The sequence below is a fragment of the Sorangium sp. So ce204 genome, assembly GCF_051526795.1.
In the GTDB taxonomy this organism is placed as follows: domain Bacteria; phylum Myxococcota_A; class Polyangia; order Polyangiales; family Polyangiaceae; genus Sorangium; species Sorangium cellulosum_B.
In genome coordinates this window covers 8978024-8990925 of the sequence record NZ_CP150317.1, presented here as the reverse complement: position 1 = coordinate 8990925, position 12902 = coordinate 8978024, and the positions used below count along the sequence as shown (strand labels likewise).

Genomic DNA, 12902 nt, shown 5'->3' with positions numbered 1-12902 from the left:
CGTGGTGGGGTGGCAGGGACCGCTGGAAGCGACGGCGTGTTCAAGCGGTGTGGGGTCCTCATCCAGCCCTACGCCGACGCGCGATTCATCGGCCGGCTGCTCTCGTCGGCGCTCGCGTGGCTGCTCGTCGTCTTCTCGGTCGCGTCGCTCGTGGAGCCGATCGCGGGCCCGATCGTGGCGGCCGTCATGGTGCCTTTCGCGCTGCTCGGGTCGTTGCTCGCGCTGCTCTGCCTGGCGTGCCTGCTCTACACGCCGATCGCCTGGCTCTGGGCGGCGGTGGGCTCGTCCGGCGCGGCGGTCGTCCGGGTGAGCAACGCGCTGTGGATCGAGCGCCCTGGCGATCGGCGCGCGTTCCCGCTCCTCTCGCTCACGCGCGCGCGGCTCTCGAGCTCCGGCGGCGAGGTCGCCTTGAAGACCGACGACGGCGATGTCATCCGGGTGCGCGTCGACGATCCGGGCGACGCGGAGCGGCTGCTCGGCGTGATCGCCGCCGGGCGGGCGCGGGGCACGTGGAGCGCGCGGCTCTACGACGACGCGCCGTCGCTGCCGCGGCGCCGCCTGTTCGTCGGGGTCGCGGCGCTCATGTCGCTGCTCTGCTGGTCGGTGCTCGATTTCGACGTGGCGCTCTCGCTCGGCGTCGTCACGGGCGCCTCGGCGTGGGTGCTGGCGGCGCTGCTCAGGGAGAGCTCTGCGCGCCGCGTGCTGGTGGCGGGCAGCGACGGGCTCTCGCTCCGGGACGACGCCGGCGAGCGCTTCATCTCCTTCGGCAGCATCGAGCGGGTCGAGGAGACGGCGCTCGGGGTGGAGCTCGCGCTCGCCGGGGGCGAGGAGCTCTCGCTCACCCTCGTGCCGCCGCAGCTGCTGCGCGATCCCAGCGAGACGGGGCTCAGCATGGTGCTCGCCGAGCGGCGCCGCGAGCACCTGCTCGCGCTGCTGCGGGAGCGGAGCGGGCGAGGCGCCCACGACGCGGGGCGCGCGGTGGCGCTGCTCGGGCGCCGCGGCCTGCCTGCGCCCGCCTGGCGGGCGGCGCTGCGCCGCCTCGTGGGCGAGGCCGGCGCCGACTACCGGACGGCGAAGCTCACGCGGGAGCAGGCGTTCACGGTGCTCGAGGACGGCGGCGCGCCGGCCGAGCTCCGCATCGGGGCCGCGCTCGCGCTCGCGGGCTCGCGCGACGGCCAGACCGAGGAGCGGCTGCGGATCGCGGCCGAGGGCTGCGCGAACCGGGACGTGCGGCTCGCCCTGGAGCACGCGGCCGAGGGCGACGTCGACGACTGGATGCTCGAGCAGGCGCTCTCGTCCTCGGAGGCGGAGCAGGCGGCGGCGCCGCCGCGGTCTGCGTCTGCGGCGCGGGCGGCGTGAGGCGGGTCGCGGCGGCATAGCCGCTGGCGCGCTGTGCGGGCGGGCGGAAGGGCGGGCGGGCAGGGGGCTGGCAGGCGGGCAGGGGGGCTGGTCGATTCTTCTCGCCCTCGGGCCTTCCAGTTCTGGGTACTCTCCGTGGAGGACGCGCGGCTCCTCGGGTCGGCGTCCAGCCGAGCCGCCGCGGGCGCCTGCTGCGCGCCCGTGGTCCTCCAAGGTAGACCCCCCCGATGGAAGGCCCGCTCCAGGACCCCTACGCTTCGGCCGCAGTTCACGCGCCGCGCCCCCGCGCGCAGGCGGGCCGCGCCGCGCGGATCGCGCTGCTCGTCGTGGCGCTCTTCGCGTCGGTCGGCTTCGGCGCGCTCGTGGTGGCGCCGCGCCTCGGCGGTCCCGCGCCCGCGCCCTCGAGCGTCGTGGTCGCGCGGCCGTCTCCTGCGCTCCTCGTCGCGATCCGCGACCTGTCGCGGCTCGAGACCACGGAGGTGCACGTCGAGAAGGTCGTGGATCTGGCCGACCGGCAGAATCGCCTGTTCGGTCTGGTGCAGGCCACCGACGCCCTTCTGCTCGTCGCGGTCGGCCACGTCACGATCGGCGTCGATCTCGCGCGGATCGGCGAGGGCGACATCGCGATGGATCCGGAGACCGGGGTCGCGCGGCTCACGCTGCCCGCGCCCGAGGTCTTCTCGACCCGGCTCGACGAGGACGAGACGTACGTCTACACGCGGTCGACGAGCCTGCTCGCGCGGCGCAACGAGCAGCTGGAGGGGCGGGCCCGGAAGGAGGCGACGGCGGCGATCGAGAAGGCCGCGCTCGAGGGGAACGTGATGGCGCGCGCGAAGGCGCAGGCCGAGCGGCAGATCACGGCGCTCGCGACGCAGCTCGGCGCGAAGCGGGTGGAGATCCGCTGGCGCGAGGTCGGCGGCGGAGGGGGCTGACGCGGGCGGGCGCATGGCTTGCGCCGTCACGCCGCGGGAGAGCCGTGCGCCCGGGCCTTCCAGCCCCGATAACGGCCAGTGTGCGCCATAACCTCGACGTGCGCATCTGTTTGCAACGCGCCCGCGGTGCCTCCATGCGCCGAGTCGTTCCACTTGCTCCTCGCCACGCGCGCTCGTCATCGGCTACTCTTCGCTGCTGCCATCCACAGCACCGACGCGGGACGTCCGCCGCCAGTCTCCTCGACGCTCAAGATGAGGTCACGGATGTCCGGGACCGAGTATTCTACGGTGAGCTCGACCACGGCTTCGAGGCGGCGAGCCTTTCTAGACTCGAAGGGATACTGCGAGAGCGGAAGGAAGGTGTCGCGTCCACGAGGGTGAGGATAGGGCCTGGTGTTCCCGCTGTTCATAGGCGAGAGCCGCACGCGGTGCCCGTGACGTTCGAGAAGCCGCGCGGTATCGATCGTGAGCACTGTTTGTCGTCTATCACGATACTCTACGGCTTCGAGCAGGCGCTTGAGCCTCTTCTCGGTCAGCCAGAAAAAGACCATTGCATTCAAAATCCGGTACCACTCGGCCGGTGAAAGGCTGCCCCCGAGGGCGCGCCTGAGCATCTTGTCGCTCATGGGCTTCTGGTCACGTATGACCGCCGCCCCGTGGACCGGGTGCGTGATCGTGAGCGATCCAGGTCGGTGAGCGGACTCGATGGCGTCTCGCTTCGGTCCATGGACCTCAAAGAGATCTAGGAGCGCGCTTGTGCTCAGCAGCCCGTGGCGCATGATTCCAGGCCAGCTTCCGGCCTCAGCCATGTGATAGAGGCGAGGGTAGTGCATCGCAAGGGTTTCGCCGGTTACTCCCATCACCACCTCCTCCGGTCGACGATGCTGCGCAAGTGGAACCTGGTTGTGATGAGGGATACGGGAGCTGACGTCACGCGCTCAACCTCGTCGATGAAGCGGATGGTCTCCGGTGTGAGTTGCTCGAAGCGGCGGGCGTTCTTGTTCGCGATATGAATGTAATCGACGAAAGTAAGCGCGACGTCGGTCGGTCCGTTAAGGCTCGCGGCGCTCCGCAGGAGGGCCCAGTCGAACTCGCCCACGCGCCGGTTGCGCTTCGTCGTCGAGGTCTTCTCTGCCTTTCGCAACTCCTCTGCGTCGATGCCGGAGCGCCTCGCGATCTCGTCCCAGTCAAGCTCGCCTGCCAGCGTTCCGGATGTCCCGCCGCTCGGATTCTGTACCCGGATGGGATAGGTTCGGCAGACCATGATCGTCTTGCGTACCCGGCTCGGAGCGATGCCAGCCTCGGCGAGGCAGCCGCTCACCGTCGTATCACGTGAGGTGACGAATGGGTACTGGCCGTGGTGCAGGCTCAGGCCCGTGCCCTGGGTTCCTTCAAGCAGTATCCGACTAGCCGAAGAGAATGCGTCGTCCAGGATCTCCCGCGTCGGCCGGATGTAAGGTGCAAGCTCCGGCATGTCGAGAGCACGACGGACCGGTGGGGCAGCCGCCGTCCGCAGGATCTTGCGCGATGTTGCCGCTCCCACGCCTCGTCCGGTCGAGCCGATCGAGCCCGTGAGCTTCTCTGCCTCGAACGTCATGTCGGCCGCCTCGATGACCATGGCCTGAGGATCGATGAAGAGCCGGCCCTGTGGCACCCGGCAGTCCGCAATCTCCTTGCGCAGCGTATCCACGTCGAGTGTGGCGCCGGGACCGAGCACGAGCTTCGCCTCGGAGCGCCGGGTGCCCGAGGGGAGGAGGTGGAAGGTATACGGCTCCGGCTCCTCGTACACTGTGTGCCCCGCGTTCGGCCCGCCGACACGAACGAGGAGATCGTACTCGGGCGCGAGATACGACGCGATGTGCCCCTTGCCCTCGCTGCCGTACTGACCGCCCACGATCACGTCGACGACCTGCTCGACGCCCCGGCCGTAGAGCCCGAGGTGGCTCGCGACCCGGACGAAGACGTCCTCAGGAGAGCTCCGCGCGGTGTCGATCACGACATCGGCGATATCTTTGAGCTTCTCGATCCCGCTCTCTGTCGCGTTGGCGCGCACCTTGGCGTATGATGAGAACTCTTGCACCGCACGGTTTCGGTCCCGGTACCGCTGCGCGAGAACGCCGTCGGAGGCCGTGAGGTGCACGTGCGTTGTACGGAGGCCGAACGCCCTCCGGATTGCGTCAACTTGAGCCTCGATGCGTACTGCATCGACGACCACCGTCTCGTCGTCCCCGAGCTGCGAAACCGACCTCGTCAGCGCCCCGGCGACCCACAGCCCGCCAGTCTCGCGATCCAGCCGCTCTCCGGCCTCCTGGAGCGCCCCCCGCTCCGCCGCCGTCCCCGCCATCGCGTGGATTAGGTCGCGGGTCTTGAGTCGCTTAAACCGGTACCGGTTCACTAGCGCATCGCTGAGCGTCGTCTTGCCGGACGCTACAGGCCCCGAGAGAAGGATGACTCGATTCACCATCGTGCACCTCCGAAAGACGGAACGCTTGCGAGATTTGTTGGATATCGTCCCTTGACGACCCCCTCTGGCCTGGATCGACAGGTGATGAGCTCCGTGCCTCAACGGCACCTGCGGCGCACATCCACCACCCGATCGACATGGATCCCTTCGTTGCGGAAAAAGCGATCCTTGGTTCCTGGCTCGAGGAGCCATCCGCCGCTGTGATGCAGCGCGACGAGCTCCCAGTGCTTGTTGAAGACGGGCGAGCCCGATGAGCCAGGCAACGTGTCGGTCAGGTACTGCACGCGGCCCTCGCCCACGTAAACAACCAGGTTGTGGAAGAACGAGAGCTGCTTCTGATCGCCGCCGGGGTGCTGGATGATGTTGACCCGTTCGCCGAGTTCGACCCGGGACCGCTGGAGCGCGATCGTCCCCCAGCGCGCGGAGGGCCCGCCCGCGACCTTGACGATCGTGCAGTCGTCGTCGCTGGAGGTAACGAAGAAGGCGTCGGGGTCGAAGCGCAACTCCTCCGGTTCCGCGTCGCGGCCCTCGACCGTCTTCTGGTAGTTGAACTGAACGGTTGCAGCGGCAGCGGCGTCTCGGTCACCGAGGACGTGGTGATTGGTGACCAGGAGGTCACCGGGGATGAGAAAGCCCGTTCCGAGCGAGCCGTCGGAGACCTGAATTCGCGCGACCGCCTGAGCGCGGCGAATGCCGATCTCGAGGTAGCTCACGGGGACGAGCGAGCTCTGAGTACCGAGGATCTTCTCGAGCGGCGGACCGCCGCTGCCCCGCCACGGGAGCGAGGTAATGCTCGGCCCTTCAGCGTAGCGTACCGCGGCACCCTCGCGCAAGCGCCTGAGGATCTCGTCCTCTGGGTACTCCTCGATGGCGCGGTCGAGCACCGCGTATACCCACCGCGCGCCCCGCTTCTGCGCCTCGTCGAGGACGCTGTGCCAGGTGAGGTCCGCTCGGTTGTGGAAAGCGATGCGGGTTGCGTCGAGCTTGATGTCAAAGAGGAATCGGCGCACCTCGGCGTCGGACGGGTACTTCCACGAAAGAGCCTCTCGTAAGGTGCGTATCCCTTCGCGGGAAAGAGCCTGGTTCATCGTCTCCTCGTTCTCCGGTTGAGCACGCCGGCGTCGTCGCCGCGCGCAGGCCGCGACGTGCGTCTCTCAGAGCTTCTGTGCAAGCTCTAAGAGATTGTCGTTGTCGCGGTATTCTCCCAGCGCGCGATGCACAATATCGGCGAGGCAATGCTGTTTTCTGGCCTCCTCGAGGATGGCGTCCCAGATGTCGATGATGCTCCCGGAGATCTTGACCAACAGCAGGCCGATCCCCGCTTCCCTGGCGATGCGCCGTGCGACCTGCTCAGTGTCGTAGAGCACAGCAAGAGTGTTTCGTAGGCGGACTGTGTCGCTGTCGGACAGCGTGGGTCTCCGCCTAGTGCTCCTCTTCGCGCGGGGGTCGGCAGCGGCCAAACCTTCGACGATCATCCAGAGGTTGCCTTCCTCGTCCCCGGCGCAGAGCAACCCGGAGCACGCTGCGACGCATCGGAACCACGAGGTCCCGACCAGGGTTCCCAGAGGCCTCCCCGTCTCCAGGCTGAAGGCCCGCACCGTCTCGTCCTCGGATGCAGTGAACACGCGCGCGCCGTCGGGCGAGACGGCGCAGCCGAACACGCGCCGGGTATGACCGGGAATCTGGCGGACATAGCGAAAGCTCGGCAGCTCGCGCACCTCGATCTGGCCATCGACGCGGGCGAGCACCACGCGCCCGCCGTCCGGCGTTATCGCTGCGGCGAGGAGTCCGCCCGTGAGGCGGATCGACGAGGGGGCACGTGAGGCGTCGGTGAGGTGCCAGAGCTTCACCGCGCCGTCTCGAGAGAACGACAACAGGCGCTTCCCGTCGGGGGTCAGCGCGATGCCGTTGATTTGCCCCTCGTGCACGCCGAGCTGCGAGGGCTCGTCGAGCGTCGCCTCGGAGCGGATCCAGAGCGTGCCGTCTCGGGAGGCCGTGATCATCCGTCCGTCGGGCAGGAACGCGCAGCCACTCACCAGCTTCTGGTGCGCTTTGGCGGTCTCTACGCGCACCGCGGTAAGCTCGAGATCCAGGTGGAACAGCAGCACGCCGCCGTCCCGCGCACCGGCGAGGACGCGGCGCCCATCGGAGGAGATTGCGCAGGCAGTCACCAGGTCGGCGTGCCCCGTCAGCGTGGCGCGGCACACGCCGGCCGCGGTGTCCCAGAACTTGAGCAGCCGGTCCTCCGATGCTGAGACCGCGAACCGGCCATCGAGGGTCACCGCGGCCGCGGTGACCGGCGCAGCGTGCCCGTCCTGGGCCATGAGGCTCTCCGGACCTCCGAGTTCCCACAGCCTGGCCGAGCGGTCGTGCGACGCGGAGAGCATCCGGCGGCCGTCCGACGTCGCGGCGCACGCGGACACCGCGTTCGCGTGCGCCGCGATGCGCAGGATGCGGCGCTCGGCGGCGAGATTCCAGACGGCGATCGCGCCGTCTGCCATCCCGCAGAGCAGGTGGCCACCCCATGGGAGGATCGCGAGCGCGTCCACGCGGCCCTGTCCCGCACCGACGCGCTGGATGCATTGGCCGAGGGCGAGTTCCCAGCGCGAGAGCGTGCCGTCTCCGCTCGCGGCGAGCACCTGCTCGCCGCCCGGCATGAGGGCGAGCGCCGTGATCCAACCCTCCTCCGAGGCTACCGGCGAGGGCGAGCGCACCTCACCCCCCGGCGAGAGCTCGTACAGGCACTCTCGGGACGCGAGGTCCCAGACGCGGACCGAGGCGTCCCGCGAGCCGGAGATGAGCTGACCCCCGGGGGTCGTGATGCACACCGTCACGTAATCGCGGTGACCTTCCAGCGTGCCGACGATCTGGAGTGAGCTTCTATCCCAGAGGGTGAGGGTCCCGTTGTCCGAGCCGATCACGAGCGTCTGGCCGTCGTGGCTGATCGCGCAAGCGGTGGCCCAGCGACCACCGTTGTCCAGCACGCCGATGCAGCCGCCTGTCGCGAGGTCCCAGAGCCGCGCCGTCATATCGACGGACGTCGACAGCGCGAGCTTGCCGTCCGGCGTGAGCGCGCAGCCCGTGAGCTCGTCGCTATGTCCTTGCATCGTCGCGAGCTCCTCGCCGGAGACGAGCGCCCAGTAGCGCAGCACGCGATCGGCCGAGGCCGACAGGGCGCAGCGCCCGTCCGGGCTCACGACGCACGCGACGATCGCCTTCGTCGGCTCGCAGAATGTGCGCAGCGGCGTCGGTCCGAGGCGCACGCCGTGCAAAAGGCGCAGCGGGGGCAGGTTCCCCTCGAAGTGGAGCATGCGCGCGATCTCCTCGGAGGGCCATCCGGCGCAACGCAGGCGGTTGTAGAGCAGCGAAGGGAGAAGCCCCTGATCGCGGCAGGCGGACAGCCGGGTTGCCTCCGCGCGCACCGCCGCGAGCACGGCGGTGAGATCAAAGGTCGCGCCGCCTTCCGAGGCGCCGATGACCGCCTCCAGATCGCGCTCGATGGAGGTGACGTCGAGCTCGCGGCACTTCGCGTCCAGATAGCCGACGTCGACGCACAGGCGCTGCGCGCCGTCCACGTCGCCTGCCTCGATTCGGTGCATCACCGCATGCCGGAGGGCATAGCGCCGTCCAGCCGGGTCGCCCGCGTCGGGCGGCCACGCCGCGAGCCCTCTGAGCAGGTGCAGATGATGACCACGGATCACCCGCGCTCCGAGCTCGTTGACGAAGATCTCGCGCACGTGCTCGTGACGCAGCCGATAGCCGAACTGGCTGTCATCGTGCCAGTGCGCCTGCTCCTTGCGCAGCAGGTGGAACGTCGCACGCAGGAACTCGTCACCAGCAGCGGTCGCCGGATCGCTGCCGAGCAGCTCGCCGAAGACGTGCGGCGGGAGCGCCTCGCGCGCGGCGCAGGCGAGGCCGAGGCCCTTGAGGATCAGCCTGCGTCGCGCGTCGTCCAGATCACGGAGCTCGTCGAATATCTGTCGGAGAAAGGGGACGAGCCCCTGTGAGATGCGCGCAGCCGTGCGTTGCGCAGGCGGCTGACCGGCGAGCCAGTCGCATATCCCGCTGGCATACAGCATGTTTCCTCGCGCGCTGCGCACGATCACATCGATGAGCGAGGCGTCGAACGCCGAGGGGAGCGAGCGCGAGCGCTGCTCGCAGACGGCTCGGCATGCCGCCTCATTGGAGGGCGCCCACTCCTCGTCGTCGAGGTCGAGCGTGCGCGCGTTCTCGACGACGCCGGGCCAGTCGTGCCTTCGGTACATCGGCCGAGAGGCGCCGAGGAGCACGACGCCCTTCGGCGGTACGCGTGGCAAGAAGCGCGGCAAGACGCTCTTGCCGTTTCGGTCCTTCGCCGCCTCGTCGAGCCCGTCGATGACAACGACGAGCTTGCCTGCGCGAGGCACGAGATGGCGCTTTGAGACGCGCCGCAAGAGCTCCCCGAACCGGGTCTCCACGGGCTGCTCGGCGTCCGCCAGCTCCGGGAGGATCCGCTCGATCTGCGCGCAGAGATTGTGCACCACCGCGTCGGGGCGATCCCAGTCGTCGTGGTCACGCCGGATGAAATGGTGCGGCGTGTGCGGGGGAAACAGGTTCAGGAGGTGATTGACGATGGCGCTCTTGCCGGCGCCGGCGCTCCCCAGGAAGAGCACCCACCCGCCACGGGGCGCGCTGTCCTCAATCAGCCAGAGGAGCCTCTCGACCACGTTGTTGCGCCCGAGCAGCTCGCCATGCCTGGATCGTTCTTCTTCGAAATCGTTGATCGCGCCGCTCACTGTGTCACTCCTCGCGCCGATGAACACTCATGAATCCAACGATAGAAATGTGCGCCTCGCGCTCGCCCGTGCCGGGTCAACGGGCAGCCTCGCGCGGGCGGCGCCTGGCGAGCTTCAGGATCTCGCTCTCTGGCACCTGCTCGGCGCGGAGCAGCGGGACGTCCCGCTTGAAGGCCGTCACGCGTCCATCCTGGAGCAGGTGAAACTCGCCTGCTTCCTGGCCGGGGATGCGGGCGCTGACGTCCATCCGTGCGTCGCTCAGGAGCGGCTTCATCTTGTCGAGCGCCGTCTGCTGTGTCACCCGACCAACGAACCAGCTCCGGAGGTTGTCACGACACCTGTAGTCGAGGTCTCCCGGGCTCTGGGTCGCGAGCAGGACGCCGAGGCCGCCGGAGCGCGCGCGGCGCAGGAGGTTCTCCATGGGCGCCTTGGTCGCTGGTTGCGACTGCGCCGGCAGGTACATGTCGGCCTCATCGAGCAACACCGCCGCGCGCAGGTGTGGCGACGGCGCGCGGCTCACCCAGCGGCTCAGCGCGAGCAGGAGCTGCGCGACCCAGAAGAGGACACGCGCGCTGTCGCCCAGGAATTTCGTGCTGACGATGCTGAGCCGCGTCTTTCCAGGCTGCGAGTGGCGCCCGAGACCGAGGAGCAGCTCGACGTCGAGCGCCTCGCCGTCCATCGAGAGCAGGTCCGAGGTGTTCAGCTTGAGCACCTCGAGGTCGTGCACGAGGTCCTTGAACAGCCGTGTATCGAGCCGCCCGAGGGTAGCGACGAGGGCCGGATCCTCGTTCGCGATGAGCTCGATCAACGACGGGACGTCGAGCTTGCGCGTGGCGCCGTGCGCTGCGAAGAGCTGGAATGCCTGCACGAGGATGGTACGGAGACCCTTGTCCTTGCGCGTCTGCTTGTAGCCGAGCATGTCGCCGAGGGCGTGGGCCGCATAGCCGGCGGCCTGGTCGCGCTCGAGGTCCGGGAGCGCCTCGACGCCGCTCGGCATCAGTGAGAGCCCGAGCTGGCGGCCGCCGGGGTGGCCCGGCGTGAAGAGGGCGACGTCGAGCCGCTCCGCGAGCGCCCGCCGCCGGGCGTCGAGCGCCGCCTCCGGGTGCGCGCGGGTGAAGAGCGTCTGGCGCGCATAGCCGCAGAGATCCCCCTTGCGGTCGATGAGGATGACGGGAACGCCGTGGAGCAAGAGCTGCTCGATCAGGTTCAGCGCGAGCGTGGTCTTGCCGCTCCCGGTGCTGCCGAGGAACGCGGCGTGCGCCGTGAGCTGCCCGGCGTCGAGCGTGAGCTTGTGGGAGACGAGCTCCCCTGTCGTGCCGAGCGCGAGGGAGAGGGCCTCTCGCGGCGCCGCTCCGCCGGCGCTGCCTGGTGTCGCACCGTCGTGACCGGCGACCGGGGGCGAAGCGCCAGGGCTCACAGGTGACGTATCGAAGGGTGACGGTGCAGCTCCCCGCGACCGCGGTGTCGGAGCGGACGGTGGGAGTTCCAGCTCGAAGCGGTCGAGGCGGTCGAGATCCAGCGCGTGGATGAGCGGCAAGAGACGCGAGATGTGGTTCTCTTCCCTGAGCCAATCGCTGAAATGCTCGCGTCGCGCGTGGGTCTCGTGGAACCTGTGGAAAGCGGCCAGCGTGCGTTGATCGCTCTCCTCGAAGACCGCCTTGCGGCCGCCGTTCTTGAGGATCTCGGCGAGCGCCGAGTGCACCTGCGTGTTTGGATTGCGCGGGAACTCGCCGCAGCGGAGCAGCGCGAGGATCCGGCGCCCGGCGCGCTCGCGCGCATCCTCGAACTGCGCTCGGAGCCCGCCGCCCTGGGGGGCCCGGTTGCAGACCGCGACGAGGATCTCCTCGACGACGCGAGTCGCTCCTCCCGGGATCGGGACCCGGACGTCGATCTCGATCGCCTCGTCGCGCGGCCGGGCATCAAAGTGAATGCCACTCTCTATCTCCTCGGCGCAATGGTTCACCGCCCACGCGAAGAGCGCGGCGATCTCCGTCTCGTCCTCGGATGGATCGTCCTCGAATTGCGCCAGGAAGTCGTTCCACTCCTGCTCGATCTTCTCCTTGGCCGCGCGGACGTCCTGATCGGCGGAGGCCCGGGGCCGTACGCTGGGAGGAGCGCTCGTGTCCCACTGCGCCACGATCCGGCCGGCGTCGATGCACGCATCCCGGAAGATCTGGCATTCGTTGAGCGCTGCTCGGACGCTCATCCCCGAGAGCTGCGCCACGAACCCCCGGGGGATGGGATAGAGGGGATCGACCGCGCCGTCCGCCGGCGCATGCCCCGCCGTCTCATACAGGTAGCCGAGGCGCTTCTGGATGATCGGCGTGATCTCCTCTTTGCGCCTCTCCGCGACGAGGTGGACCGGCGCGGGATCGCGCTCGACGCGATCGAGCGTCGACCGGGTGAGCCGAGCGCGCATCGTCTCGTAGTAGTCCTTGAGGCAGGCGATCACGATGATGGACGAGGGCACCCGATCGGCGACCGCGCAGAGCGAGGACATCACCCGCCGGAACAGGGACTCGGCATCGTTGACGCGGTACGCGTCCTCGAACTGGTCGACGCAGAGGACCAGAGCGCGGGAGTCGCACGCCCACATCAATCGGCCGAGCTCCTCGACGACGCGCTGGGCGTCCTCGTCCTCGCGCTTCGGCGATAGACCGCCGAGGAGCTTCTGCTCTCGCTCCGAGAGCACGTCACAGCGCAGGTACTTCACGACCCGCTTCTTCAGCGCCGGATCTTGCCGCTGCAGATAGAGCAGGGCGCGGATGAGATCCAGGTCGAGATCGGCGTAGCGGGGGTGTCTGATGAGCCTGTCGGCGGCGCGCTCCACGAGGTCAACGACGTCGTCCTCGTCCAGGTCCTCGCGTTCGTTCAAGGAGCGGATGGACTCCGGATCACCACACCTCGCCGCGACCGCGTTGGAGAGCCGGAGTAGCCCCGAGCCGGTCCCCAGCGCCTCATAGTAGGTCTGGTCGAGCGAGTCGACGAGGTTGCTCACCAGGTAACGGCTGTAGCTCGTGACCGAGGTGGTCATCTGCATATACCCGACGAAGCCGAGCCCGTTGAGGTGAACGTGGTTTCGGAAAGCGCGCACGAGGTGCGTCTTTCCGCTGCCGGACTCGCCGAGGAGCAGCAGGATCCGGCCCGCGTCGAGGCCCGGCGGGGTCGTCACCTGGGTGAGCAGCCGCTGGAAGGCCGTACGGGCCTCCTCATGCACGGAATCGACGTCGAACGGATCCTCACGCCAGATCTGCCCGCGGTGCTCCACCGAGTGGAACACGTCTTTCTTCGCTGTCGACAGGAACACGTCGAGCAGGGCGTCCTGCTTCGTCATGATGCACCCCTTCTCCCTCTTGCTCGTCGACGCCGGCG

Annotated in this window: 7 protein-coding genes; 2 read left to right on the top strand and 5 right to left on the bottom strand. The window is 68.9% G+C overall.

Annotated features, from left to right (window positions below; translation table 11 throughout):
* The first annotated feature begins 36 nt into the window (after positions 1-36).
* Together WMF22_RS33520 and WMF22_RS33515 are read left to right on the top strand one after the other, a co-directional pair.
* On the top strand, positions 37-1359 hold the full coding sequence (locus WMF22_RS33520) for a hypothetical protein (protein WP_438032429.1): 1323 nt from the start codon (positions 37-39) through the stop codon (positions 1357-1359).
* Between the two features lie 227 nt (positions 1360-1586).
* The gene (locus WMF22_RS33515) at positions 1587-2291 is read left to right on the top strand and encodes a DUF4230 domain-containing protein (RefSeq protein WP_438032428.1); all 705 of its coding nucleotides are present in this window, start codon (positions 1587-1589) and stop codon (positions 2289-2291) included.
* A gap of 176 nt (positions 2292-2467) precedes the next feature.
* On the opposite strand, the gene WMF22_RS33510 is transcribed toward WMF22_RS33515, so the two are convergent.
* From WMF22_RS33510 to WMF22_RS33490, 5 genes are all read right to left on the bottom strand, one after another.
* A complete protein-coding gene (locus WMF22_RS33510) occupies positions 2468-3151 on the bottom strand; it encodes a DUF7002 family protein (protein WP_438032427.1) in 684 nt (227 codons plus the stop codon).
* Positions 3151-4755, bottom strand: a complete 1605-nt coding sequence (locus WMF22_RS33505) for an adenylosuccinate synthetase (RefSeq protein WP_438032426.1) — start codon at positions 4753-4755, stop codon at positions 3151-3153. The genes WMF22_RS33510 and WMF22_RS33505 overlap by 1 nt, the downstream gene beginning before the upstream one ends.
* A 98-nt stretch (positions 4756-4853) precedes the next feature.
* Complete coding sequence (locus WMF22_RS33500; RefSeq protein WP_438032425.1) at positions 4854-5843, bottom strand: trypsin-like peptidase domain-containing protein; 990 nt, start codon at positions 5841-5843, stop codon at positions 4854-4856.
* Between the two features lie 66 nt (positions 5844-5909).
* On the bottom strand, positions 5910-9530 hold the full coding sequence (locus WMF22_RS33495) for an AAA family ATPase (RefSeq protein WP_438032424.1): 3621 nt from the start codon (positions 9528-9530) through the stop codon (positions 5910-5912).
* Positions 9531-9606: 76 nt separating this feature from the next.
* On the bottom strand, positions 9607-12864 hold the full coding sequence (locus WMF22_RS33490) for a helicase HerA-like domain-containing protein (protein ID WP_438032423.1): 3258 nt from the start codon (positions 12862-12864) through the stop codon (positions 9607-9609).
* Positions 12865-12902: the final 38 nt, after the last annotated feature.